General features: G+C 62.7%; 15 protein-coding genes. 11 read left to right on the top strand and 4 right to left on the bottom strand.

The features are described from left to right. Positions 1-110: 110 nt before the first annotated feature. A complete protein-coding gene (locus ASD58_RS29860; protein ID WP_057266106.1) occupies positions 111-2,567 on the bottom strand; it encodes a TonB-dependent receptor in 2,457 nt (818 codons plus the stop codon). A 139-nt stretch (positions 2,568-2,706) separates the two neighbouring features. Between ASD58_RS29860 and ASD58_RS29855 the strand changes: the two genes are divergently transcribed. From ASD58_RS29855 to ASD58_RS29835, 5 genes are read left to right on the top strand one after another with little or no spacing between them, the layout of a single operon-like run. Further along, positions 2,707-3,684, top strand: a complete 978-nt coding sequence (locus ASD58_RS29855; RefSeq protein ID WP_229210155.1) for a LacI family DNA-binding transcriptional regulator — start codon at positions 2,707-2,709, stop codon at positions 3,682-3,684. Between the two features lie 51 nt (positions 3,685-3,735). Further along, positions 3,736-6,048 (top strand): glycoside hydrolase family 65 protein, encoded by a 2,313-nt coding sequence (locus tag ASD58_RS29850; protein WP_057266276.1) that lies wholly within the window; start codon positions 3,736-3,738, stop codon positions 6,046-6,048. Further along, positions 6,045-6,716 (top strand): beta-phosphoglucomutase, encoded by a 672-nt coding sequence (gene pgmB / locus ASD58_RS29845; protein ID WP_057266102.1) that lies wholly within the window; start codon positions 6,045-6,047, stop codon positions 6,714-6,716. The genes ASD58_RS29850 and pgmB overlap by 4 nt, the downstream gene beginning before the upstream one ends. After that, a complete protein-coding gene (locus ASD58_RS29840; protein ID WP_057266099.1) occupies positions 6,680-7,942 on the top strand; it encodes a sugar MFS transporter in 1,263 nt (420 codons plus the stop codon). Before pgmB ends, ASD58_RS29840 begins: the two co-directional genes overlap by 37 nt. Beyond that, complete coding sequence (locus ASD58_RS29835) at positions 7,939-8,949, top strand: substrate-binding domain-containing protein (protein ID WP_057266098.1); 1,011 nt, start codon at positions 7,939-7,941, stop codon at positions 8,947-8,949. Before ASD58_RS29840 ends, ASD58_RS29835 begins: the two co-directional genes overlap by 4 nt. Here the strand turns inward: ASD58_RS29835 and ASD58_RS29830 are convergent, their stop codons facing one another. Continuing rightward, positions 8,950-10,479 (bottom strand): alkaline phosphatase D family protein, encoded by a 1,530-nt coding sequence (locus ASD58_RS29830; protein ID WP_082565783.1) that lies wholly within the window; start codon positions 10,477-10,479, stop codon positions 8,950-8,952. It lies immediately after the preceding gene. Positions 10,480-10,538: 59 nt separating this feature from the next. Here ASD58_RS29830 and ASD58_RS29825 point away from each other — a divergent pair, with 59 nt between their 5' ends. Continuing rightward, positions 10,539-11,504 (top strand): PHB depolymerase family esterase, encoded by a 966-nt coding sequence (locus ASD58_RS29825; protein ID WP_229210154.1) that lies wholly within the window; start codon positions 10,539-10,541, stop codon positions 11,502-11,504. Positions 11,505-11,685: 181 nt separating this feature from the next. On the opposite strand, the gene icmF is transcribed toward ASD58_RS29825, so the two are convergent. Beyond that, positions 11,686-14,979 (bottom strand): fused isobutyryl-CoA mutase/GTPase IcmF, encoded by a 3,294-nt coding sequence (gene icmF / locus ASD58_RS29820; protein WP_057266092.1) that lies wholly within the window; start codon positions 14,977-14,979, stop codon positions 11,686-11,688. Between the two features lie 188 nt (positions 14,980-15,167). After that, on the bottom strand, positions 15,168-18,701 hold the full coding sequence (locus ASD58_RS29815; protein WP_229210153.1) for an indolepyruvate ferredoxin oxidoreductase family protein: 3,534 nt from the start codon (positions 18,699-18,701) through the stop codon (positions 15,168-15,170). A 211-nt stretch (positions 18,702-18,912) separates the two neighbouring features. On the opposite strand from ASD58_RS29815, the gene ASD58_RS29810 reads away from it, so the two are divergent. The 5 genes from ASD58_RS29810 (at position 18,913) to ASD58_RS29790 (ending at position 25,704) form a co-directional block, all read left to right on the top strand. Beyond that, positions 18,913-19,605: an ABC transporter substrate-binding protein gene (locus ASD58_RS29810; RefSeq protein ID WP_229210152.1), complete on the top strand. Its 693-nt coding sequence runs from the start codon at positions 18,913-18,915 to the stop codon at positions 19,603-19,605. Positions 19,606-19,669: 64 nt separating this feature from the next. Then, positions 19,670-20,791: an AAA family ATPase gene (locus ASD58_RS29805; RefSeq protein ID WP_057266091.1), complete on the top strand. Its 1,122-nt coding sequence runs from the start codon at positions 19,670-19,672 to the stop codon at positions 20,789-20,791. Beyond that, positions 20,791-21,204: a hypothetical protein gene (locus ASD58_RS29800; protein WP_057266089.1), complete on the top strand. Its 414-nt coding sequence runs from the start codon at positions 20,791-20,793 to the stop codon at positions 21,202-21,204. The genes ASD58_RS29805 and ASD58_RS29800 overlap by 1 nt, the downstream gene beginning before the upstream one ends. Then, positions 21,201-22,970 carry a hypothetical protein gene (locus ASD58_RS29795; protein ID WP_057266087.1) on the top strand — a complete coding sequence of 590 codons (1,770 nt, stop codon included), beginning with the start codon at positions 21,201-21,203 and terminating at the stop codon, positions 22,968-22,970. Before ASD58_RS29800 ends, ASD58_RS29795 begins: the two co-directional genes overlap by 4 nt. Further along, a complete protein-coding gene (locus ASD58_RS29790) occupies positions 22,960-25,704 on the top strand; it encodes a bpX6 domain-containing protein (protein ID WP_057266085.1) in 2,745 nt (914 codons plus the stop codon). The genes ASD58_RS29795 and ASD58_RS29790 overlap by 11 nt, the downstream gene beginning before the upstream one ends. Positions 25,705-25,766: the final 62 nt, after the last annotated feature.

The following is a 25,766-nucleotide window of genomic DNA, read 5'->3' as shown; positions in this document are numbered from 1 at the left end:
GGGTGAATGCTAGAGCTCAGTTTGCAAGCGAAAAAAAGGGCGCCGCAGCCTTGGAAAATCCTGCGACGCCCGGAGGGGAACTGCTAAAGGACTAAGGGAGGGTTACGGCATCAGAAGCGGTAGGCCAGCGACAGCTCCCAGCTGCGGCCAAACAATGGGCGCGCGTTGATCGGGCCGCTGCCGCCGGTGGTCAGGCGCGAGTTGCCTTCGGTCAGGCCGAGCTCGTTGGTGATGTTGTTGCCGCTCAGGCGGATCTCGATCTTGTCGCCGATGGTGACCAGGGCACCCAGGTCGACCGTCTTGTACGACGGCAGGTATTGCAGGTTGGACTGGTCGGCCCAGCGGTCGCCTACGTAGGTGTAAGTGCCGTACAGCTTGAGCGAATTGTTCTCGCCCAGCGGAATGCGGTAGGTCGGCGTGAAGCGGTATTGCAGTTTCGGTTGGCGCTGCACCAGCTTGCCTTCGGTCAGCGGGTTGTCCTTGTATTTCGAATCCTGCCAGTTGCCGGACAGGCTCAGCGACAGGTCGCGGATCGGGCGCACCGCCAGTTCCACTTCCACGCCATCGCCTTTGGAGCCGGACACCGAATTCAGGATGGTGCCGTTCGACAGGATCTGCTGGAAGGCGATGCCTTCGAAATCGGTGTGAAAGTAGTTGATGTAGGCGCTGTACAACTGGCCGGCCGTCTTGAAGCCCACTTCGTATTGCTTGATCTTCGGCGTCGGCAGGAAGCTGCGGTCATCGACCTTGGCTTGGGTGCCGGCATTGCGCAGGTCGTCGAAAGCGATGAAGGTGTGGCCCATATTGGCGCGCGCGAACACGCTGATGTCCTTGGCCAGCTTGTAATTGCCGCCCACGGTGAAGCTGTTGGCGGAATCGCTGCGGTTGAGCGCCGTGTTGGAACCGGTCGGCATCGAGGTATTGTTGTTGTAGACCGTCAGCGGATTGTTGTCCGTATCGCCGGTGGCCAGGTTGGAGATCGTTGCGTCCAGCTTCTGGCGCTCGCGGCGCACCCCACCGTCGATCTTGATCTTGTCGTTGACCTTCCATTCGTTGGCGATAAACAGGGCGGTATTGCTGCCGTCGTAAGATGCGACCGGGGCGTAGAACACGCTGCCATCCTTGCCGTTGTTGGAGACGATGACGCCGTTGTCCAGCTTGACGTTGATCAGGCGCGCATTCGGTACGGCCGTCATCAGGTGGCTGCTACCCAGGTACCACACGTCGTCCGAAGAATAGTTGGCGAAGTAGCCGCCGACCGTCAGTGTGTTGTCCTTGATCCATTCCTTGCTGACGCGGATTTCGTCGGTGAACGATTTCAGCTTCTTCTGGACTGCCCACAGGCCGGCTTGCACCACTTGCTGGTTGCCGGCGACTGGCGTGCCATCGAGGTAGGTTGCAGTGGCAGTGGTGCCGCCATTCGCTGCCAGCGCGGCGGTGTTGTAGGCCGACATGCTCAGCGGGTTGTTACCGGTGAACATGGCAATCGTGTTCAGGTCGCCATCAAAGTGATTGAACTTGTTCGACACATTCCAGCCATTGAGATTCTGGTCGAACTCCATGCCCAGCACGGTCGACTTCAGGCCGCGGCCATCGCCCAGGTCAAAATTCAGCGTTTTGCCCGGCGCGGCCTCCACGGTGAAGCGGCGCATTTCGTTGCTCATCAGCGTGCCCTTGAGCGGGTCGAAGCCTGGGAATTCGCTGATGGTGCGCCCCTCATCGCTGGAGACCAGCGGCACGCCAGTGTAGAAGGCGTTCTTGTCGTCGGTACGGCGCACGTAGAAGGTGGCTTCGCCCTGGTCCAGCTTGCGGGTCAGGGTAGCGCTGACCTGGCCGCCGTCATCGGATGGGAAGCCGGAATCGCGCACGCCGTGGGTGTTGCGGTAGAAGCCGCCGATGGTGCCGTACCAGCCATCGGAAATCTTGCCGCCGTAGAAGACGTCAACGCGGCGCAGCTCGCCGGTGCCGGTGGTGAAGCGCACCGAACCTTCCGGCGTGTCGCCGCCTTTTTTCAGGATGAAGTTCATGGTGGCGCCCGGCTGGCCGCTGGAGAAGATGGTGCTCGGGCCGCCGCGCAGCACTTCCACGCGTTCAATGGTGTCATCCAGCCGGAAGGCCGAGGAGCCTTCGAAGAAGGACAGGGTTGAGACTGGATACAGCGGATTGCCCTGCATTTGCACCGACACGAACGGCGAATCGGAACCGGACGGGAAGCCGCGTACCTGGATATTGGCACCGGACTGGCCGCCGGTCGATTCGGCAAAAGCACCCGGCACCAGCTTCATGACGTCGGCGGTGCTGATCGGGGCGGCTTGTTTCAGTTGTTCTTCCGACGCGGTGGTGATGGAAAAGGCGGAGTCCAGCTTGCGCACGCCGCGGGCGGAGGCCACGCCGGTCACGACCACTTGCTGGATTTCTTTCTGGACGGCGGCGTCTGCCGCAGCCGGGGCTGGCGCGGCTTCCGCCGTGGCTTGCTGGCCTTCCTGTTCCGCGGCCTGCGCCTGGCCGATCAAGGTCAGTACAGCGATGGAAATGGACGACAACAGGAACTTCCGATGGTTTTTCATACGTGTCTCTTCTTTCGTTTTATGTGATTCGGCTTCCAAGGCCTGACCATTGAAACAAGAAATGATATCGATGTCAATCTAAATGTTATCGATGTCATTTTGTTGTTGCGTGGTTTGGAAATCTGTCATAATGCCTCGCATGGCTGTCAATAAAACTATGGAAGACCTCGCCAAGCTGGCAGGGGTTTCGAAAATTACCGTATCGCGCGCCCTGCGTGGCAGTCCCCTCGTAACGGAAGAAACGCGGGAGAAAGTGCGCCAGATCGCGGAAGCCCAGGGCTACCGCTTGAACGTGAGTGCACGCAACCTGCGCATGGGGCGTTCGTATTCGGTGGCAGTTGTGGTGGAAATGACACCCGAGAAGGGCCGGCCGATGTCCGACCCTTACCCGCTGGAGCTGCTGGGCGGGATCACGCAGGAGCTGACGACAGCCGGCTACAGCGTGGTGCTGACCTCGCGCCAGTTGCTGGACACGGCGCCGGTGCAAGGCGCCGACGGCTTGATCCTGCTGGGCCAGGGTTCGCATGGCGAAGCGGTGACCGCGCTCAAAAAGCGCAGCCAGCCGCTGGTGGTGTGGGGCGCGCCAGGGGCGGGCTCCGGCACCGTGGTGGTCGGCAGTGACAACCGCAAGGGCGGTATCAGTGTCGCCCAGCGCTTCATCGAACTGGGGCGCAAGAAGGTGTTGTTCCTTGGCGACGTGGACCACGCCGAGGTGCAGGAACGCTGCGCAGGTTTTATCGACGCGCTGGGAGGGCAGGGTAGCGTGCATATCATGCGGCCGAAGGCATTCACCTTCGAAGCCGGCTTTGATTGCCTGGATTCCCTGCTGAAGAAGAAAGGCTTGTCGTTCGACGGCGTGTTTGCCGCCAGCGACTTGCTGGCGATGGGCGCGATCCGTGCGCTGGCAGAACGCGATGTGCGTGTGCCGGAGCAGGTCTCGGTCATTGGCTATGACGATACGCCGGGTGCTGTGAGTTTCGTGCCGCCGCTGTCCAGCGTGCACCAGTACCTGCGCGATGGCGGCGTGCTGTTGGCGAAGAAGATGCTGGATTTGCTGGAGGGGCGTCCCGTGGCTTCCGAAACCTTGCCGACCACGCTGATCGTCCGCGCTACATAAAAATTTTTTATACGGAATCCAAACCGGTTTGAATGAACAAGAAGGATGAAGATGCAGCATACTTACCCCCTCGATGCCTGGTGTATCCGCGAAACGTCCTTCGATGCGGCGTCGAATTTCCTGGATGAGACCCTGTTCGCGCTCGGCAATGGCTACATCGGCCTGCGCGGCACGCCGGAAGAAGGTTACGCCGGCCCGTCTGGCACGTCGCTGGACGGCAGCTACCTGAACGGCTTCTACGAATCGGAACCGATCCAATACCCCGAAAATGCTTACGGCCTGGCGCGCAACAACCAGTTCATGCTGAATGTGCCGAACGCCAAGGGCATCGCCTTGTGGCTTGGCGAAGAGCGCTTCGACCTGCTGCAGGGCCGGGTGGAGCGCTATGAGCGCCGCCTGGACTTCCGCACCGGCCTGCTGGAGCGCGACATCGTCTGGCAGGCGCCGTCCGGGCGCCGCCTGCAAGTGCGCAGCCGCCGCCTGGTCAGCTTCGCCAGCAAGCATCTGTTTGCGATCGAGTTCACGGTGACGCCACTTGGTTTCGATGGCGCCCTGCGCCTGGAATGCACGGTCGACGGCGTGGTGCGCAACCTGGAAGCGGGCGACGATCCGCGCGTCGGTTCCGCCACAACCGGCCCGGCGCTGGCCTTGGCGGGTACCGAGCTGGCGCCGCACTTTGCCGCCCTGCAGCAGCGCACCCACAACAGCGGCTTCACGCTGGTGACCGCTGCCGCACAGGTGATCGATGCGCAGCACATCTTCGCGCAGCGCGCCGAAGGTTCGCGCCTGGTGCAGTCATACGCCGTTGACGTCCGCGATGGCCAGACCGTGCGCCTGGTGAAGTACGGCTGCTATTACAGCTCGCGTGACTACGCGGCCGATGAATTGCTGGCACGCTCGCGTGCCGAACTGGAAGCGGCGCGTGGCCTGGGCTTCGACAAACTCGCCGCGCAGCAGGAAGCTTACCTTGCCGACTTCTGGGCGCAGGCCGATGTGGAAGTGGCCGGCGACGACGCGCTACAGCAGGGCATCCGCTTCAACCAGTTCCACCTGCTGCAATCGGTGGGCCGCGATGGCAAGACCAATATTTCTGCCAAGGGTGTAACGGGCGAGGGCTACGAAGGCCACTACTTCTGGGACACCGAGATCTACATCTTCCCGTTCTTCCTGTACAACAAGCCCGAAATCGCGCGCAAGCTGCTGGAATACCGCTATGCCGGCCTGCCCGCCGCACGCGAACGTGCGCGCCAGATGTCGCATGCCAAAGGCGCCTTGTACCCGTGGCGCACCATTGCGGGCGAGGAGTGCTCGGCTTACTTCCCGGCCGGCACCGCGCAGTACCACATCAACGCCGACGTGGCTTACTCCATCAAGCAGTACATGGATGCGACGGGCGACGACGCCTACCTGCTGCAATACGGTGCGGAGATTTTGATTGAAACTGCGCGCATCTGGCTCGGCATCGGCAGCTACAACCGCGCCGGCGCTTTCGTCATCAATGAAGTGACCGGGCCGGACGAGTACACGGCGCTGGTGAACAATAACTACTACACCAACGCGATGGCAAAGCTGCACATGCAGTTTGCCGCCGCGGTCGGGGAGCGCATTGCGCACGAACACCCTCAGGAATGGGCGCGCATCGCCGCTGCCGTAGCGCTCGACGATGGCGAGCTGGGACAGTTCCAGCTCGCAGCCGATGCCATGTTGCTGCCATACGACGCAGCACTCGGCATCCACCCGCAGGACGACAGTTTCCTCGACAAGAAAGTGTGGGATTTCGAAAGCACGCCAGCCGACAAATATCCGCTGCTGCTCAACTACCACCCGATGGTCATTTACCGCCACCAGGTCTGCAAACAGGCCGACGTGGTGCTGGCGCTGCTGCTATTGAGCGAGCAGTTCACGCTGGAGGACAAGAAGCGCGACTTCGACTATTACGAAGCCGTGACCACGCACGATTCCTCGCTGTCATCCTGCATCTTCAGCATCATCGCGTCCGAAGTGGGCTATGAAGGTAAGGCCTATGACTACTTCATGGAGACTGCACGGCTCGACCTGGATAACACGCACGGCAACACCCACTACGGCGTGCACACCGCCGCCATGGCCGGCACCTGGCTCGGCGTGGCCTACGGCTTTGGCGGCATGCGCGTAGTGAACGGTGAGGTGCGCTTTGCGCCGAGCATGCCGAAGCAATGGCAGCACTACCAGTTCCGTATCCACCTGCATGGCAGCCTGCTGCAAGTACGCGTCACCGCGGGTGGAACGCAGTACACGCTGCTGCGCGGTGAAACGCTGGCCTTCCAGCATCGCGGCGTGCCCGTCACCGTCAGCCCGGCTGCGCCGGTTCAGGAGCTTGCATGAAAGCCGTTATCTTCGACCTCGATGGCGTGATCACCGATACCGCCCACTACCATTTCCTGGCCTGGCAAAAGCTGGCGCAGTCGCAGCAGGTGCACTTCGACGAAGCCTTCAACGAAAACCTGAAGGGCATCGACCGCATGGGCTCACTGGAGCAGATACTGGCCGGCGCACCTCGCACTTATAGCGATGCAGAAAAGCTGGCGCTGGCCGACACCAAGAACGAGCATTACAAGACGCTGATCGCCGGGATGTCGCCCGCCGACCTGCTGCCCGGCGCAGTTGCAGCGCTGGACTGGTGCCACGCGCAAGGCTTGAAGGTGGGCCTTGCGTCAGTGAGCAAAAACGCCTTCACGGTGCTGGAAAGGCTCGGCATCACTGATAAGTTCGACTATGTCGTAGACGCGGCGACGATCGCGCGCGGCAAACCCGATCCCGAAATCTTCCTGCGCGCTGCGTCGGAACTGGGCGTAGACCCGGCCGATTGCGTTGGCGTGGAGGACGCCGTTGCCGGCGTCACCGCCATCAAGGCGGCTGGCATGTACGCCATCGGTGTAGGCCAGCCGGCCACCCTGTGGCAGGCAGACACGGTGATCCCGGGACTGGAACAATTCAAAAATATAATGGAGACACTATGCAAAACCGGCGCATCATCTGGGTCCTGTTCCTGATCTACTTTACATTCGCCATCCTGTTGAACAGCGTTGGCACGGTGATCCTGCAGGTCATCAACAACTACGGCGTCAGCAAATCCGCAGCCAGCGTGCTGGAAGGCTTCAAGGATTTGCCGATTGCCGCGGTGTCCTTCCTGGTGGCGAGTTTCCTGCCGCGCATCGGATACAAGAAGGCGATGCTGACCGGGCTTGCCATCGTTACGGCGGCCTGCCTGTCGATGCCGTTGCTGCCCTCCTTCCTTACGACCAAAATGTTGTTCCTGTGCGTTGGCATTTCCTTCGCGCTGGTGAAAGTGTCGGTCTATTCCACGCTCGGCCTGGTCGCTGCCGACCGCCGCCAGCATGCTGGCATCATGAATACCCTGGAAGGCTTTTTCATGGTTGGCGTGCTGTGCGCCTACTGGGTGTTCAGCTTCTTCATCGATTCCGCCGACCCTCGCTCGCAAAGCTGGCTGCATGTGTACTGGGTGCTGGCCGCCTTGTGCGCACTGACCTTCACGCTGTTGCTGGCGACGCCTTTCGACGAGCGCCTGGCCGCGCCGCCCGAAGCACGCAGCCTGCCGCAGGAGTTCGCCGCCATGCTCAAGCTGTTCTTCAAGCCCTTGGTGTGCGTCTTCGTGTTGACTGCCTTCCTGTACGTCCTGATCGAACAGAGCGTCGGGACCTGGCTGCCGACCTTTAACAACGAGATCCTGCACCTGCCTGCCGCCATGAGCGTGCAGGTCACCAGCATTTTCGCTGCCTGCCTGGCCGCTGGCCGCCTGTCGGCAGGGGTGCTGATGCGCCGCATGAACTGGTACCCGGTGATGAACGCCTGCCTGCTCGGAATGGGGGCCGTGGTGCTTGTCGCGCTGCCAATGACGCACGATGTAGTGGTGGGACCTGGCGCGGGATGGGGGGACGCGCCGCTGGCGGCCTTCCTGTTCCCGCTAATCGGCCTGTTCATGGCGCCGGTCTACCCGGGCATCAACTCGGTGATGCTTAGCTCCCTGCCCAAGCACCAGCACTCGGCGATGACTGGCCTGCTGGTGATCTTCTCCGCGCTGGGCGGCACTACCGGTTCGCTGATTACCGGCTACGTATTCGGCGCGGTCAGCGGTCACTTCGCGTTCTACCTGACGCTGGTGCCGATAGCGATCGTGCTGGTGACGCTGTACTTCTTCAAGCGTGCCGTCGATGGCAGCGACGGCGGGCTGGAGGCACCGGCTATAATTTCGCAATGAACCTGAAGAGCCTGGCCGACAAACTCGGCATGTCGAAGACAACCGTCAGCCGTGCGCTGAACGGCTATCCGGAAGTCAGCGAGTTGACGCGCGAGCGCGTGCTGCGGGCCGCGCGCGAATCAGGCTATGAGGCCAATCCCATGGCCCGCAGCCTGGCGGTGGGGCGCAGCAATGTGCTCGGCACGATTTATCCGCTGCTGCCGGCCGACCTGGGCGACTCCATGTTCCTCGAAGTGGTGGGCGGCATGTCGGAAGTGCTGGAGCAAAAGCGCATGAACTTCATCATCGCACCAGTGTCGCCAGCGAACGAAATGCCATCCTACGAGCAGATGGTGCGTGGCCGCCGTGTCGATGGCCTGGTAGTCAGCCGCACGCTGGTGCATGACGAGCGCATTGCCTATCTCGCCAGGGCCGGTTTCCCCTTCATCGCCCACGGACGCACGCAGCTCGACGCACCTTACGCCTGGTTCGACTATGACAACGAGGCTGGCATCCGCATGGCGCTGGAGCGCTTGCTGTCGTTGGGCCACCAGCGCATCGCCATGATCAGCGCGCCCTTGGCAATGAATTTTGCCGCCCAGCGCCGCGCCAGCTTCCTAGCCACGCTGGCTGGCGCCAGGCTGTCATCCGATCCCCGCCATCTGGTCGATGACTGCATCGATCGCCGCGCCGGCCACGCCGCCGTACAAACATTGTTGGGCATGACGCCGCGCCCCACTGCCATCGTGGTCGACAACCATCTTGCCGGCGTTGGCGCGGTACGCGCGCTGCTCGACGCGGGCATTGCGATCGGCAAGGACATCTCCCTGATCGTCTGGGGCAGCATGGCCGATACCCTGGCCGACATCGACGTCACCACCATCGACCAACCCAACGCCCGCGCCGCCGGCGCCAAAATGGCCGACATGCTGCTGGCGCGCATCAACGGCAAGCCCGCTGCCAGCCTGCAAGAGCTGTGGCAGCCAGCGCTGCTGACCGGCGCCACTACCGGTCCGGTCGTAAGCTAATTACTCAGCCAGTGGCAGGATCGCTTGGCGGTAAGGTTGCGCTTCGTTTTCGACGTACCAGTTGGCCCATAGACGGTTGCGCGAGCGGCCGTCTTCCATGCGGTCCGGTTCGAGGCTCAGGTAATTGCGGGCGCCGATGTAGCGATGGGCGGTGCCGGGGAATTTGTACATCGAGGTCGTGATGCCGCCTTCCAGTTGCTCTACCTTGTCGCCAACGTGTTCAAGGTAGAACAGCGCCATCGCCGGTGGCGGCGGGTGCACGATGCCGGAAGATGTCAGTTGGTGGATCGTAATTGGCTTGCCGTCATGCCGCTTCTGGCTCGATTCGATGGCGCCGATCGCGCCCACGTGGACGTCGCCGGAGAGAATGGTCACGCGGCCGCCGGTGCGTTGCGACCATTCCTGCAGGCGATGGATAAGGCGCAGGCGTTCCCACTGGTGGGTGCGGCTCAGCCAGTGGTCTTTCAGATCGTCTTCCAGTTCCTGCTGGCCGGGCAGGGCGCACAGCAGCATTTCCAGCGTGCTGAAGTCCGGATGCACGACGGGGATGCTGGACATGATCAACAGGTGTTTGCAATCCTTCTGCGCTTCGAGCCAGGCATAGGCTGCCTGCCACGATTGATCACCCATGACGGTGTCCGGCGTGCGCTCGCTGCGCAGGTCCAGGACCAGCAAGCCGTAGTCGCCGACGCGCACGGCGTTGGTGAAGCCTGGTTGCGAAGGCAGCCGCATTGGCACGTCGGCTTCTGTTGTGCTGTGCTGCTGGAACAGCAGGAAGTAGTCGCGGGCTATGTTGTAGATCGCCTTGAACACGGGCGACTGCTGGAATTTGTCCGGATACGAGCCCCATCCATCGATGATGTCGTGATCGTCCCACATCATCACAGTCGGCACGGTAGCGAACATACGCGCCACATGCGGATATGCCCAGACCTTCAGGTAATTCCCGAAGAAGAAATCGTCGATCTCGGTTTGCAGCGACTTGGTGATCGGCTTATTGGCAAGCTTCTTGTCGTTCGGCGCCGCTGCCCAGTCGTTCAATGCGGTGGTGCTCCACATCGCATCGCTGTAGATTTGGTCGCCGCCCATCAACAGCAGGTGATAAGGGCGCTGCACATGGTTGTCGTGCATCTTGTTCCAGACCGGATCCTGCGGGATGTCCTTCATCTTCTTGTAATCGGAGAAGCCGTTGCAGGAGGTGTAGGCGCAGGTGGGGGCGCTGTCTCGCGCGGGGACGGAGAACGTAAAGGCTTGCCCGTCGACGATGTACTGGACCTGCTGCTCGCGAGTGGCATGCTGCTCGATGGTGAACCGCCAGCTTTCGACGGTATGCACGGCGCGCTTGTGCAGGCGGCTGCGCAAGCGGCGCGATTCGACGGCCAGCGGGCGCACGGCGGCGGCCGCACCGGGCAGCACGGCAGCCGTTACTGAGGGCGGCACTTCGCCCGACCATACCACCAGCGCGCTGACGGTCCACATGCCGTCGGCACAGCCACAGAACTTCAGGATCGGACCAAGAACTACCGCCATTGCCACCCTCTCGATATTGGTAAATAATAAATATTACCGTGGATCTCGAAAGGAAGACAGTGAACGTCAGGAACATCGTGGCATTTATGCTTTCAAGCTTGGCGATGCAGCAGGTTTCGGCGCAGGCGATGGATTCGCGGGAATTCCCGACGCCTGAAGGCGTGCGTCATTTCATGGTGATGCAGCCGCGCGACCTTGGTGGCGACCTGCATCCTTTGCTGATTTTGTTGCATGGCCACGGCAGTTCGGGAACATTCATGCTGGGCCAGGATCCCTTTTTCGGATATCAGCCGCAGGGCTGGCATCGCCTGGCGGCGCGCGAGAATTTACTGGTCATCGCGCCACAGGGCGTAAAGGCGAAGGACGGCAAGTTCGCATGGAACGATTGCCGGGGCGATGCGACGACCAACGCAAGCACCGATGACGTTGCGTTCATATCGGCGTTGATTGACAAGGCGATCAAGTCTTATCGCGCCGATCCGCGCCGTGTCTATGTGTTCGGTAGTTCCAATGGCGGCGGCATGGCCTATCGGCTGGGGATTGAACTTGGGCCAAAGCTCGCTGGCATTGCGGTGCAAAGTGCCTTGATGCCGGCGCATAGTGCTTGCAGGGCACCGGCGCATCCCTTGCCGGTCTTTGTGTCGCATGGGACAGCGGATAAGATCGCGCCTTTTGCTGGCGGTGAAATCGGTGCGCTGGGCTTGCGTGGGCGGGGGACGGGTTTGAGTGCGGACGAGTCGGTGGCAATATGGCGCCAATTGGCGGGGCTGCCGGCGAAGCCGGTGACTTATCGTTTCCCGCAGGGGGAAGCTGCGACATCGGCGACACGCTTTGTCTGGGGCGACGATCCACGCGGTGTCCAGGTGGAATTCCTGCGCATCGATGGCGGGGGACATAATTGGGCCTCGAAGCGCGATGAGATGCCGTGGCTGTTGCGAAAGCTGGTGGGGGAAATGAACCGGGATGTGGATACTGAAGAGGAGGTTTGGAACTTCTTCAGGGATAAACGTGCTTTGGCTAACTGACGGCCTGCGGTGCGGGCTTTAGCCTGATGACATACTCTTTTTTCAGGGAGGCTGTCATGGGGAAGTATTTCTTGGCTTGGCTGTTGGGGGTGCCGGGGATTGTGCTGCTGCTGGTGTGGCTGTTCTTCCACTAAAACCGGTAAACCGGTGTCAGACCCATGGGGTCTGACACCTTACTTCGTTACATATTGCGGCGGTATTGGCCGCCGACTTCGAACAAGGCGGTCGTGATCTGGCCCAGGGAGCAGACGCGGGCTGCGTCCATCAGCTTGGCGAACACGTTTTCGTTGTCGATGGCGGCTTTCTGCAGCGCTGCCAGGGCGGCCGGTGCTGCATCCGCATTGCGGGCGTGGAAATCCGCCAGGCGGGTCAGCTGCGATTGCTTTTCATCGTCAGTGGAACGGGCCAGTTCGATGGTGGCCGGGGCTTCCGAACCTTTCGGGTTGCGGAAGGTGTTCACGCCGATGATTGGCAGCGAGCCGTCGTGCTTCTTGTGCTCGTACAGCAGGGACTCTTCCTGGATCTTGCCGCGCTGGTAGCCGGTTTCCATCGCGCCCAGCACGCCGCCGCGTTCGGCGATGCGTTCGAATTCCTGCAGAACGGCTTCTTCCACCAGGTCGGTCAGCTCTTCGATGATGAAGGCGCCCTGGTTCGGGTTCTCGTTCTTCGCCAGGCCCCATTCGCGGTTGATGATCAGCTGGATCGCCAGTGCGCGGCGGACGGATTCGTCGGTCGGCGTGGTGATCGCTTCATCGTAGGCGTTGGTGTGCAGCGAGTTGCAGTTGTCGTAGATCGCGATCAGCGCCTGCAGCGTGGTGCGGATGTCGTTGAAGTCGATTTCCTGTGCGTGCAGCGAACGGCCGGAAGTCTGGATGTGGTACTTCAGCTTCTGCGAACGGTCGTTGGCGCCGTATTTCTCTTTCATCGCCACGGCCCACAAGCGGCGCGCTACGCGGCCCAGCACCGTGTATTCCGGGTCCATGCCGTTGGAGAAGAAGAACGACAGGTTCGGTGCGAAATCGTCGATGTGCATGCCGCGCGCCAGGTACGCTTCCACGAAGGTGAAGCCGTTGGACAGCGTGAAGGCCAGCTGCGAGATCGGGTTCGCGCCCGCTTCCGCGATGTGGTAGCCGGAGATCGACACCGAATAGAAGTTGCGCACCTGGTGGTGCACGAAGTATTCCTGGATGTCGCCCATCACCTTCAGCGAGAACTCGGTCGAGAAGATGCAGGTGTTCTGGCCCTGGTCTTCCTTCAGGATGTCGGCCTGCACGGTGCCGCGCACATTCATCAGCACCCAGTCCTTGATCTTCTGGTACTCGTCTTCGGAAGGCTGGCGCTTGTTCTCTTCCACGAACTTGGCGATCTGCTGGTCGATGGCGGTGTTCATGAACATCGCCAGGATCGCAGGCGCAGGGCCGTTGATGGTCATCGAGACCGAGGTGCTTGGGTTGCACAGGTCGAAGCCGTCGTACAGCACTTTCATGTCATCCAGGGTCGCGATGGACACGCCGGAGTTACCGATTTTGCCGTAGATGTCGGGGCGGATCGCCGGGTCGGCGCCGTACAGGGTGACGGAGTCGAATGCGGTCGACAGGCGCTTGGCATCCATGCCGGTCGAGACCAGCTTGAAGCGGCGGTTGGTACGGAATGCATCGCCTTCGCCTGCGAACATGCGGGTTGGGTCTTCACCTTCGCGCTTGAATGCGAACACGCCCGCGGTGAACGGGTAGGAGCCCGGGACGTTTTCCAGCATCAGCCAGCGCAGCAGCTCGCCGTGGTCTTCGTACTTAGGCAGCGAAACCTTGCGGATCTTGGTGCCGGACAGGGTGTGTTGCACCAGGCCGGTACGGATTTCCTTGTCGCGAATCTTCACGACGTATTCGTCGCCGGCGTAGGCTGCCTGCATGTCCGGCCATTGGGCCAGCAGCTTCTTGGAGCCGCCGTCCATGGCGTGGTCGCGCTCGATGATCAGGTCGTCGAAGTCGGCCACCGGCTTGCCTGCGACAGCCATCATGCGCTTGGATTCCTGCAGCTGCTGGCGTTCACGTGCCAGCTTGGCTTGTGCTTGCGTTTTCTTGTGGTAGCCGCGCACGGTGTCGGAGATTTCGGCCAGGTAGCGTGCACGTGCCGGCGGCACGATCACGTTCTTGCCGGAGCTGAAGCGCACGTCCATCGGGGCCAGCACGCCTTTGCTGGTCTTCAGGCCTTTACCGGCCAGCACCGGCAACAAGCCTTGGTACAGGGCGGTCACGCCGTCGTCGTTGAAGCGCGAAGCCTGGGTGCCGAATACCGGCATTTCTTCCGGACGCTTGCTCCACATTTCGCGGTTGCGCTGGTATTGCTTGGCCACGTCGCGCAATGCGTCCTGCGCGCCTTTGCGGTCGAATTTGTTGATCGCGATGAAGTCGGCGAAGTCCAGCATGTCGATCTTTTCCAGCTGCGATGCGGCGCCGAATTCCGGCGTCATCACATACATGGATACGTCGACGTGCGGCACGATCGCGGCGTCGCCCTGGCCGATGCCGGAGGTTTCCACGATCACCATGTCGAAGCCGGCCACTTTGCAGGCTGCGATCACGTCAGGCAGGGCCTGGGAAATCTCGGAACCGGCTTCGCGGGTCGCCAGGGAGCGCATGAAGACGCGGGTCTTGCCGTTCCAGGGATTGATCGCGTTCATGCGGATACGGTCGCCCAGCAGCGCGCCGCCGGATTTGCGGCGGGACGGGTCGATCGAGATCACGGCGATGTTCAGCGCGTCGCCCTGGTCCAGGCGGATGCGGCGGATCAGTTCATCGGTCAGCGAGGACTTGCCTGCGCCACCGGTGCCGGTGATGCCCAGGGTTGGGGCGGTGACCGCTTTAGCTGCGTCGGCCAGTTCCGCGCGCAGCTTGTCGGAGGCCTTGCCGTTTTCCAGCGCGGTGATCAGCTGGGCGAGCGGGCGGTGGCGTTGTTCGATATCGCCGCTGCGGATCGCGTCCAGTTGGGTCGGCGAGTAGGTGGACAGGTCGACGTCGCACTGCTGCACCATCCACTGGATCATGCCGACCAGGCCCATACGCTGGCCGTCTTCAGGCGAGAAGATGCGGGTCACGCCGTAGTCGTGCAGGTCGGCGATTTCGCTCGGGACGATCACCCCGCCGCCGCCGCCGAAGACCTTGATGTGCGAACCGCCGCGCTGGCGCAGCAGGTCGATCATATATTTGAAGTATTCGACGTGGCCGCCCTGGTAGGAGGAGATGGCGATGCCTTGCACGTCTTCGGTCAGGGCCGCGGTAACCACTTCGTCCACCGAGCGGTTGTGGCCCAGGTGGATGACTTCGGCGCCCTGCGATTGCAGGATGCGGCGCATGATGTTGATCGAGGCGTCGTGGCCGTCGAACAGGGACGCGGCGGTGACAAAGCGCACTTTGTTCGCGGTCTTGGCCTGCTCTGGCTCAGCGGACAGTTTCTTGGCGTTGGCGAGGTCGTTCATGTTTTGTTCCTTGGAACGGGGGATTTTTGATTATATGACGTTTACGTTAACGTCAAGTCAAGCGATTCTAAAACCGGTAAACCGGTGTCTGACCCGCAGGGTCAGACACCCCGTTCACGCGGCCGTCGCAGGTCAAGTGTCAGACCTTGCGGGTCTGACCGGACGGCGCCCCGGCTGGTTTACCGGTTTTAAGCGGCGTGCGCCTGAGAGCCGCCCTTAAACGCTGCCATCATCTTCGCGCGATTCACCTGGTATTCCGCCACAGCCTTTTCCTTCACATGGCCAAAGCCGCGGATCTTCTCCGGCAGGTTGGCAATCGCCACCGCCTGCTCATGGTTCGCAGCCGACAAGCCAGCCAACAGCTCAGCAATAACCCCGCGGAACTCGGTAATCAGCGCGCGTTCCATCTTACGCTCCTCGGTGTAGCCGAAGATGTCAAACGTACCGCCACGCAGGCCCTTGAACTTGGCCAGCACGGTGAACGCCTTCCACATCCACGAACCGTATTCCGCCTTGACCAGGTGGCCCTTGGCATCCTTCTTCGCGAACAGCGGCGGCGCCAGGTTGAACTTCAGCGAGAAATCGCCTTCGAACTGGGACTTGAGCTGCTCCACGAAGCGGCCATCGGTGTACAGGCGCGCCACCTCATATTCATCTTTATAGGACATCAGCTTGAACAGCGACTTGGCAACCGCCGTCGACAGCTTGTTGCCGAGGGCCAGCAGGGCCTCTTTCGAGCGTACCTGCTGCACCAGGTCTTCATAGGTCGCGGCGTAAGCAGCATCCTGGTAAGCGGTCAGGAACTCGACGCGCTGCTTGATCACGGTTTCCAGCGACTGTGGCATCTGCACCACGACCGCCTGGGTCGGGGTCGCGACTTTTTCCACGCGCTTGAAGTCCACGGCGGCACGGCGGCCCCACAGGAAGCTCTTCTTGTTCGATTCAACGGCCACACCATTCAGCTCGATGGCGCGCAGCAGGGCGGCTTCGCTCAGCGGGATACGGCCTTTCTGGAAGGCGTAACCCATCATGAACAGGTTGGACGCAATCGAGTCGCCCATCAGCGCAGTCGCCAGCTTGGTGGCGTTGATGAAGTCGACCGACTGTGCACCGCCGACGGATTCGGTGATCAGTGCTTCCACGCTTTCAGCCGGGTACTGCCAGTCGGCGTTCTGCGCAAAGGTGCCCGGCGGCTGCTCGTGCTGGTTGACGATGGCGAAGGTACGGCCTGGGCGCATCTTCGACACGGCATCGTAGGCGCCGGAAGTCAGCATGTCGCAACCGAGGATCAGATCTGCCTCGCCGGTGGCGATACGTTGCGCGCGCAGGTGGGCCGGGGTCTTCGCCACTTTGACGTGGGAAGTCACGGAGCCGTTTTTCTGCGACATGCCGGTCATGTCCAGCACGGAAGCGCCTTTGCCTTCCAGGTGCGCGGCCATGCCCATCAGTGCGCCGACGGTAATCACGCCGGTGCCGCCGATGCCGTTGATCAGGATATTGTATGGATGCTCGATGCTTGGCAGTACCGGCGCAGGGATATCGCCCCAGTCGTCAGTCTTTGCGGTGCCGGTCTTGGTCTTCTTCAGCGTGCCGCCTTCAACGGTGACGAAGGATGGGCAGAAGCCCTTGGTGCACGAGTAGTCCTTGTTGCAGGAAGACTGGTCGATGGTGCGCTTGCGGCCGAATTCAGTTTCCTTCGGCAGGATCGACACGCAGTTGGACTGGATGCCGCAATCGCCGCAGCCTTCGCACACGGCTTCGTTGATGACCATGCGCTTGCTTGGGTCAGGGAACTCTCCCTTCTTGCGGCGGCGGCGTTTCTCGGCGGCGCAAGTCTGGTCGTAGATGATGACGGTGCAGCCCGGCAGTTCGCGCATTTCGCGCTGCACGGCATCCATGTCCTTGCGGTCGTGCAGGGAAACGATGTTCGGCAGGGCGGAACGGTCGGTGTAGCGCGACAGGTCTTCGGTCACCAGGGCGATGCGCTTGATGCCCTCGGCAGCCATCTGCTGTGCGATCATTGGCACGGAGACAGTGCCGTCGACCGGCTGGCCGCCGGTCATTGCAACGGCGTCGTTGTACAGGATCTTGTAAGTGATGTTCACTTTCGCAGCTACGGCTGCGCGGATCGCCAGGTAGCCGGAGTGGAAGTAGGTGCCGTCGCCCAAATTCTGGAACACGTGCGGCACTTTGCTGAATGCAGCCTGGCCGATCCATGGCGTGCCTTCACCGCCCATATGGGTGGTCAGCTTGTTCATCTCAGGGTAGATCGAAGTCGCCATCACGTGGCAGCCGATGCCGGCCAGCGCGAAGGAACCTTCAGGTACCTTGGTCGAGGTGTTGTGCGGGCAGCCGGAGCAATAGAAGGCTGGGCGGAACGGGGTCTCGATCGCCTTCTTCAGCACTGCGTCCTTGGCTTCCAGGAAGGACAGGCGGGCCTTGATCTGGTCCTGGATGGAGGTGTCGGCAATATAGCGCGCCACGCGGCTGGCGATCACGCGCGCTACCTGCGACACGGAGAAGTCAGCCTTCGGCGGCAGCAGCCATTCACCGCGCGGGGCAACCCACTCGCCCTTGTCGTCGAACTTGCCGATGATGTGCGGGCGCACGTCGTCGCGCCAGTTGTACAACTGCTCTTTCAGCTGGTATTCGACGAACTGGCGCTTTTCTTCCACCACCAGGATTTCGTCCAGGCCTTGCGCGAATTCGCGCACCGAGTCCGGCTCCAGCGGCCATGGCATGGAAACCTTGAACAGGCGCAGGCCAACCTTGGCGGCCATCGCTTCGTCGATACCCAGTTCTTCCAGCGCTTCCAGCACGTCCAGGTAGGATTTGCCGGAGGCGATGATGCCCAGCTTGGCGTCCTTGGAATCGATCGTGGTGTGATTCAGCTTGTTCTCGCGGGCGTAAGCCAGGGCCGCGTAGATCTTGTAGTCCTGCATTAGCGCTTCCTGGTTGCGCGCTTGCTGGCCCAGCGGAATCGAGGACAGGCGGGCATTCAGGCCGCCTTCCGGCATCACGAAGTCCTGCGGGATCTTGACGTCGACGCGGAATGGATCGGCATCGATCGACGCGCTCGATTCCACGGTGTCAGCCAGCGCCTTGAAGGCAACGGCGCAACCGGAGAAGCGCGACATGGCCCAGCCGTGGATACCGAGGTCGATGTATTCCTGCACATTGCATGGATACAGCACCGGGATCATGCAGGCGGAGAAGATGTGGTCCGACTGGTGCGGCAGGGTTGAGGAGTACGCGCCGTGGTCGTCGCCGGCCACCAGCAGGATGCCGCCGTTCTTCGACGTGCCGGCATGGTTCATGTGCTTGAAGACGTCGCCGCAGCGGTCCACGCCCGGGCCCTTGCCGTACCACATGGCGAACACGCCGTCGTACTTGGCCGGGCCGATCAGGTCAACCTGCTGCGAACCCCAGACAGCGGTCGCCGCCAGGTCCTCGTTCACGCCCGGCACGAATTGCACATTGTGCTTTTCCAGGTGCTTTTGCGCCTTCCACAGGGTCTCGTCCAGGCCGCCCAGCGGGGAGCCGCGGTAGCCGGAGATGAAACCGCCGGTGTTCAGGCCGTCGCGCGCATCACGCAATTGTTGCATCATAGGCAAGCGCACCAGCGCCTGGATGCCGGACAGGAAGACTTTACCGGTGGTGGAAGTGAATTTGTCGTCGAGGGTGACGTCGTGTAGTACGGGCGAGTTGCTGCCGTCTGGCATGGTGGCTGTCTCCAAAATCATGATTCGGTGCGTGCCTGGCATTGGTTGGCGCCGGGTAAGCGCGTCCTTGCCTAAGTCACAACGCCTGCGGGTGCGCAGGCCTTTTCAACCTTGAAGTTTACGGGTTACTTTACGTATACGGAAATACGGTTTGGGGATGGGGGTATAAGAAAAAATGATGGCTAGACGAAGAATTCTGGTGGCGGCGGCAGTGTTATTCGCCAGTCCGCGGCTGGCGCTGGCCGGCGTGGCGCGCAAGATGCAACTGGTGACCAGCCATTTGCCCTCGCTGGTGCATGAAAGCGGCGAGCCCGGCGGTTTGCAGGAACTGGTGGCGGAGCTGTGCAAGCGGGCCGGCGTGGCGCCGGCGACCCAGTTCGTGCCCTGGCGCCGTGCGCAATTCCTGGCCACCACCATGCCGGCAACGGCCATCTATCCGCTGACCCGCCTGCCCGAGCGCGAGGCGCAATACCGCTGGCTGGTGCCGCTATTTGAGGAGAACTATGTGCTGCTGGCAGTTCGCGGCAAGTTGCTGCCGGTGGAGCAGATGAAGGACAAGCGCATCGCCCTGCTGCGTGGCGCGGCCCAGGCGGCCATCTTGAAAGAGCAGGGCTTTACGCGCTTTGTCGAGGCCAGTTCGATCGATGAAGTGCACCGCTTCCTGCTGGGCGGCATGGCGGACGCCGCCTTCGGCGAGCGCCGTATTATTTCTGCGTCCCTCAAAGGCCACGGGGCCAGCGAAAGCGGCTTCGACACCAGCGCTCCAATACGCACCACCACGGCCTGGCTGGCAGGATCCCTGGATTTCGACGAGGCCGACATTGCCCTGTTTCGGCGCGCCCTCGAGTCTCTGCAGGCCGACGGCACCGTGCGCCGCATCCTGGCCAGGCACAAGCTGGCCTGAAAGTGATATTGACGTAGGGAAATGCGACAGGCATTATTTAGCAAATTTGCCATGCCGTTGAATAATGAATAACTCGATTTCCGAGGCGTCCCTGCGCCTGCGCGATGCCATCCGCGAAGCAACCGATGGCCTGGTCGAGCGCGACCAGTTGGCCGAACTGATGATCCTCGCCGCCGTCGCGCAAGAGCACTTGCTGGTGGTCGGGCCGCCGGGGACAGGGAAAAGCGCTGTGGTGCGCCGCGTTGCCCATAGCCTGGGCGGCAAGTACTTCGAATACCTGCTGGGCCGCTTTACCGAACCGTCCGAATTGTTCGGCCCGGTCAACCTGGCGCGCTTGCGCGAGGGCGTGGTCGAAACCGAGACGGCAGGCATGTTGCCGGAAGCGGAAATCGCCTTCCTTGACGAAGTGTTCCTGGGCTCGACTGCGATCCTGAACACTTTGCTGGGCCTGCTCAATGAACGCCAGTTCCGCCGCGGCCATACCCAGATCAAGTGCCCGCTGCGCCTGTGCGTCGGTGCCGCCAATGGCTTGCCGGAGGATGAAGGATTGGCGGCATTCGCCGACCGCTTCCTGCTGCATACTTTCGTTGACCCGGTACCGGACAACCGCCTGGAAGACTTGCTGGCCGGCGGCTGGCAAGTCAATCGCCGCAGTGTCGCAGCGCGTGCCGAGCTGGCTTCGCTGGACTTGTTGAACCGCGCCGTGCCGCAGGTCGACATGGCACCGGTGCGGCCAGCGCTGGCCCATGCGATCCGCTTGCTGCGCGAGGCAAATATCCCGCTGTCGGACCGCCGCATCGTCAAATCGCAAAGCCTGATCGCTGCCGCAGCCACCCTGGCCGGCCGCAGCGCAGCCACCGTCTCCGATTTGTGGCCGCTGTTGTACGCGATCCCGACCGATGCCGGCCAGAAGAGCGCGCGTGAAGTGCTGCGCGAAGTGCTGGCGGAGGCGCGCCATCCGCTGCTGCTGTCGGTCACGGAAAGCGCGGCGCAACACCCCGAAGCGCGCGTGGCCCGCCTGCTGGAGAGCGCCAACGCCTTGCTGGGCGAAGGCAAGCCGGCGCCGGAGCGCGGCCAGGTGGAAGCCCTGTTGCGCGAAATCGACGCGAACTTTGACGCCCGCAATATGCCGGCCGACCTGGCGGAGCGCCGTGCCCAGTTGGTGGGCACCATGAGCTGGGCCTGATGGCAATGCAATGGCTTGTGCAGGAACCGGCGCTGGCGCCGGCAGGTGCGGTGGCATGCGGCAGTGCGGCGCGCGACTTGCTGCGGCAATTGCAGCTGCGTTCGCACGAACAACGCGGTGGCCTGCGCTTCGTCGCCACGGCCGACATGCTGGTGCTGATTGGCGACGCCAGCCAACTGCCATGGGTCGACGGCATCCGCTATTGCGCGGCATCGCCCGAGGCGCCCATGCTATGGCTGCCAACCCTGCTGCGCCCCGGCCAGCCAGTCGACCTGTTGCAACAGCGGCTGCTGCATGAGGCGGGCCGCGGCCCAGTGCTGTTGTGGCCGGAGCCGCCGTGCTTCATGCCGCTCGATGCAGCCGCTCCGCTCGATGAGGCGGCGTTGCAATGGCTGGCAGGAGTGCTGTCATGAATTTGCATCCGCAATTGACGCCCTGGGCGCCATGGCTCAGCCTTTTTGAACCGACGCTGGTGCAACCGGTGGGCGACCTCCTGCTGCGCCTGGCCCCCATGCTCGGTCCGTTGACCCGGGTGTCGGCACGCCAGCAGGTCGAACCGGGCGGCGTGGGCGATATCGTGCAACGCGGCAGCTACGAACGCCTGCTGCTGACGGAGTGGGCCTACGCCGACGTGGCGCCCGAGGAGTTTATCCGCCGCGCCGCCAATAACGAGCTGCTGTTCACCGGGCCCGAACCTTCGACCAGCCAGCAGCCATTACGCAGCGTGGCGCTGTTCGATGCAGGCCCGATGCAACTGGGCGAGGCTCGCCTGGTGCACATCGCCATGTTCATCCTGCTGGCCCGGCGCGCCCAGTTGGCTGGGGCGGAGTTCCGCTGGGGATGGCTGCATAAACCCGGCGAACTGCGCGACAGTAGCAACGAAGCTGCCATGGCCGCGCTGCTCGGTGGCCGCACGCTGCAGGCTGCCGACGAAGCGATGCAGGAGGAATGGTCGCAAGCGCTGGGCACGCAGCAGGACGATTGCTGGCTGGTTGGCGCGCAAGCCAGCATTTGCCCGCCCCAGGCACGCCATCGCGTCAGCATCGAACGCATGCTGCTGGAGGAGAGCCTGGAAGTCATCCTGCAGCAAAAAGGCGCACGCCGCGAGATCAAACTGAACTTGCCTGCGCAAGATACCTGCACCCGCGTGCTGCGCCATCCATTCGAAAGGAAAGTGCCGAAGACGGCTACCCAAGGCTCGCGCCTGAAACCTTCGCTGAAGTATCCGCCGCGTTTCAGCTCCCATGCAAGCTGGCTGGCGGTGACCATGATCGATGGCCGCACGACGTTCTACCGGGTACCTCAGCGCGCGGGTGCTGAGCCAGGCAAGTCGCGCGTCGTCAACAAGGCAAAAGGCGAAATCCTGGCGGTGGGGGTCTACAAGAATTGCCAGGGTATGGTGGTCCTGGAACAGGGCAAGCTGGCTTTCCGCGATTTTCCAGGGCCGTTATTCAATCGAAGAACCGCACCCGTGGAGCGCCCGGATCTACGGCAATTCTCCGCGCTGCCGGGTGGTGGCAGGCTGCTGGATGCGTTTCATTTTTCGGCAGCCCGAGGCAATCGCGAATGGGTCTACGTATTGGACTATGGCGGCAGGCTGGTTTGCTGGCAACGCACCGCCGGGAAGGAAATCGAAACGGAATTCGAAGTTGTTGCTGAAAACGTCGTCGGCGCATGGCAGTTCGGCAAGACGCTTCGATATGCCTACGCGCACAAAGGCACTGAAACGGTCGTCATACACCTCACTCCGTCCAGCGGCGAAAGAATTGAGCATGGTTCCTGGAGCGAAGCGACCTTGAGAGCCTGCTTCGCCCCTCAGCTGTCGGCCTTCCTGGAAGCAAACGGCGAGGGAGCATGGGTTGTCCGGAGCGATGCCGAATGGGCGAGGACGGTCGTCGAAGACCAAGGTGAAGTGCTGGGATGTATCGATACCAAGCTGGAAACCTTCCCCGGCCTGCTGGTGCTGAACAGGCGCCGCTCACGGATCGAATTTCGCGCGCGTAACACACAGCATGTGCTGATCAAGTTCCGCGAGGCGGCGGCCAAGGTCAGTTTCGACCCGATCAGCCGGCGCGTGGCCTGGATTGGTGCGAAATCGCATACCTTGACAGTGCAAAGCATCGACGAAGACGTGCCGCTGCTGACCGTGGTGCCGTTTGGAGAAAACCATGTCGAATAAAGTCCGCCGCCCGGTTTTCGAGGGCAGCCAGTTGGTGCGGGCCATCTGGTTCGACTGCGCCATGCTGGGTGATGGCGTGGCACGCCAGCGCGTGCTGGCGCACTGGGAAGGCGGCGCTCATGTCTACAGCCTGCATAACGGCTATCTGCTGGTCTTGCCGCGCGCCCGCCGCACCGATTGCCGCCAATTGGCCGGCTTGCCGCTTTGCGAAGATGGCAGCCTGCTGGCCAGCGCGCCGCTGGCGGTCGACGAGCGTGCCGGCATTGCACCCGGCAGCGCCGTGATCGTGCAGGACGCGCGCCTGTTCGCCTTCCCACTGGCGCCCGGCATGCGCCTTGAGCCCTGGCGCTGGCTGGAGTTGGATGGCCTGGTCATGCGAGAGCCCTTGCGCATGCCGTTGCCGGCATTTTCCAGCCAGATGCCTGGGCGGGCCGAAAAACCTGCCGAGGTACGCGAAATCCTGGGTTCTGTTCCTCCGCCGAGTGCGGCGCGAGAACGCTTCCTGGAAGAAATCCGCGCCGCAAAACAGGGCAAGCCCAAAGGGAAACAAGCTGGCCGGGAAGGCTTGCGCGCCGCCGCGAAGTCGGCAGCTTCCGGCATTGCCCTGACGGCGCTGGCATTGCCTGTCGGCGCGCTCGCACTGCTTGGCGGCTTGTTGGGCGGCCTGCTTGGCGGCCGGGCCGGCCAAGGCCAGGCCGGTGGCACGGGGAACGGCAGGGCAGCCGGTGCGGGCACAGGACGCGGACAACAGGCACCGGCTCGTTCCGGCTTCATGCGCCAGATGCTGGAAAAACTGGCCATGGTGACCAGGGCCACGGAGCTGCTGGGCATGCGCCAGGCCGCCTACCTGCGCAAGACCATGAACATGTTCGAGAAAGGCGACCTGCACGAAGCACTGCGCCACGCCATTCCGCTCGACTCGGAGAGGCAACTGTCGCGGCAGGCTTTCGGCACGCCGCGCCGCCGCAGCAGCCTGGATATCACCGGCCCGAGCCATGGCGGCAGCAGTATCGGCCTGGACGCGCAGATGCAAGATCATTTGCGCCAGATGTATCGCCGCGCATTTGCCAACCTGGACCGCGAAGGAAAAATCGACGAAGCGGCCTTCGTCCTGGCCGAGTTGCTGCAGCAGGGGCAGGAGGCGGCGGATTACCTGGAGCGCAAGGAGCGCTTCAGGCAGGCCGCACAGATGGCCGAGTCGATGGAACTGCAGCCAGCCATCGCAGTGCGCCTGTGGATCAAGGCCGGCGACATCGAGCGCGCACTCGGCCTGGCGCGGCTGCACAATGCCTACGCCGAGGCGGTAGCCGCCCTGGAGCGCTCGGGCCACCCCTACGCGGCGGAATTGCGCCTGCAATGGGCGGAAGACCTGGCCGCGCGTGGCTTGCTGGCGCAGGCGGTCGAGGCAATCTGGCCCTTGGCGGAAAAGCGGGACAGGGCGCTGGAGTGGATCCGCATGGCAGAAGCGGCCGACGGCCACCTGGGCGTGCAGATGCTGGTGCGGCGCCTGGCGCTCGATGCGGGCAGCCTGGCCGACAGCGTGCCGGCCATCCAGTTCCTGTTGCGCGGGCAGGGCGAAGATGCCCAGGCCCGGCGCGCGCTGGCAGCCGAATGCCTGGCGGCGCTCAAGCCGCATTCGCAAGCGACGCGCCGCCTGGCGCAGGAATTGTTGCGCGTGGTGCTGGTGGAACGCATGGCGCATCGCAATGCCTTGCGCAAGGATGTCATCCAGGCTTTACTGACGCTGGCGGAACATACCAGCCTGAAGGCGGACATGCCGCCCTTGAACCTGCCGCATGACGCCAATGGCTGGCCAGTCTGCCAACGCGGCGATACCCTGAACAAGACGCTCGAGGAGCGCGGCCTGATGCGCATCCACGATGCGCGGCGGCTGCCGGATGGCGGCTACCTGCTGGCGCTGGGCGAGGCCGGTGTCCTGCGCGTGCGGGCCGACGGCAAGCAGCAGGCGCACTTCCCGGTTCCCGCCAGCCACCTGGTGCTGGCCGGCAGCGGCGAAAAGGCCCTGGCCCTGGTACGGCGCGACAGCAACGTCCGGGTCAGCCGCCTGGACCTGCTGCAACGCCGTGCCTCCGACTGGTTCACGCAACCGCTGCGCCACTGGGCGCGCTCCTACGACGGCGCCAGTTGGAGCGTGATCATAGGCGACCGCCTGATCGCTTGCGATACGGCCAGCGCCGGCTTTGCAGCCTTATGGCAGGTCGCCGACCTGCCCGGCCAGATCAGCGGATTCCATGAAGAGAACAATATCCAGGCGCTGCTGCTCCACGGGCCGGACGGCGTGCAGCAATGGCGTTATGCCCTGCCGGCAAGGCGCTTGTTCCAGCGCGATATTTTCGACATGCCGGAGGGCGTGGACTATGCCTTGCCGAATACGGCCGGCGACACGCCCTTGTTCCTGGGGCGCAGCGAACAGGGCTCTGTCATGCTGGCGCCGGCCAAGCGGCTGGATTTTCCGCCGGTTCCACCGAATGCCAGCCACTGCCAGGCGAGCGGCATGCTGCTGTTCCATTGGCAGGAAGCGGACAGCGGCGACTGGCGTTGCGCCGGCGTCGAACTGGCCCAAGGCAAGCGCGTACTGGAAATCGTGCTGCCGCGCGCCCGCGCTGGCAGCGTCGCGCTGCAAGACGGCCACCTGCTGGCCTTCGACCAGGATGGCCGGCTGATCGATATCGACCTGAATACCAGCAATTCCCGCACGCTAGTGCTAAGCTGAAAGTTCCCAGGCCGTTGAGCCCGTGTCCCACCCTGGGGTCACACCCCAACCGAGACACGGGC

It is taken from the genome of Duganella sp. Root1480D1 (assembly GCF_001427305.1).
Lineage (GTDB): Bacteria > Pseudomonadota > Gammaproteobacteria > Burkholderiales > Burkholderiaceae_D > Rugamonas.
This window is presented reverse-complemented; position numbering and strand designations above follow the sequence as displayed.

Coding starts and splice junctions, on each gene's coding strand:
- ASD58_RS29850 (WP_057266276.1), top strand. CDS start 3,736: ATGCAGCATACTTACCCCCTCGATGCCTGGTGTATCCGCGAAACGTCC.
- ASD58_RS29790 (WP_057266085.1), top strand. CDS start 22,960: ATGTCGAATAAAGTCCGCCGCCCGGTTTTCGAGGGCAGCCAGTTGGTG.
- ASD58_RS29800 (WP_057266089.1), top strand. CDS start 20,791: ATGGCAATGCAATGGCTTGTGCAGGAACCGGCGCTGGCGCCGGCAGGT.
- ASD58_RS29840 (WP_057266099.1), top strand. CDS start 6,680: ATGCAAAACCGGCGCATCATCTGGGTCCTGTTCCTGATCTACTTTACA.
- ASD58_RS29815 (WP_229210153.1), bottom strand. CDS start 18,701: ATGCCAGACGGCAGCAACTCGCCCGTACTACACGACGTCACCCTCGAC.
- ASD58_RS29795 (WP_057266087.1), top strand. CDS start 21,201: ATGAATTTGCATCCGCAATTGACGCCCTGGGCGCCATGGCTCAGCCTT.
- pgmB (WP_057266102.1), top strand. CDS start 6,045: ATGAAAGCCGTTATCTTCGACCTCGATGGCGTGATCACCGATACCGCC.
- icmF (WP_057266092.1), bottom strand. CDS start 14,979: ATGAACGACCTCGCCAACGCCAAGAAACTGTCCGCTGAGCCAGAGCAG.
- ASD58_RS29855 (WP_229210155.1), top strand. CDS start 2,707: ATGGCTGTCAATAAAACTATGGAAGACCTCGCCAAGCTGGCAGGGGTT.
- ASD58_RS29860 (WP_057266106.1), bottom strand. CDS start 2,567: ATGAAAAACCATCGGAAGTTCCTGTTGTCGTCCATTTCCATCGCTGTA.
- ASD58_RS29805 (WP_057266091.1), top strand. CDS start 19,670: ATGAATAACTCGATTTCCGAGGCGTCCCTGCGCCTGCGCGATGCCATC.
- ASD58_RS29830 (WP_082565783.1), bottom strand. CDS start 10,479: ATGGCGGTAGTTCTTGGTCCGATCCTGAAGTTCTGTGGCTGTGCCGAC.
- ASD58_RS29835 (WP_057266098.1), top strand. CDS start 7,939: ATGAACCTGAAGAGCCTGGCCGACAAACTCGGCATGTCGAAGACAACC.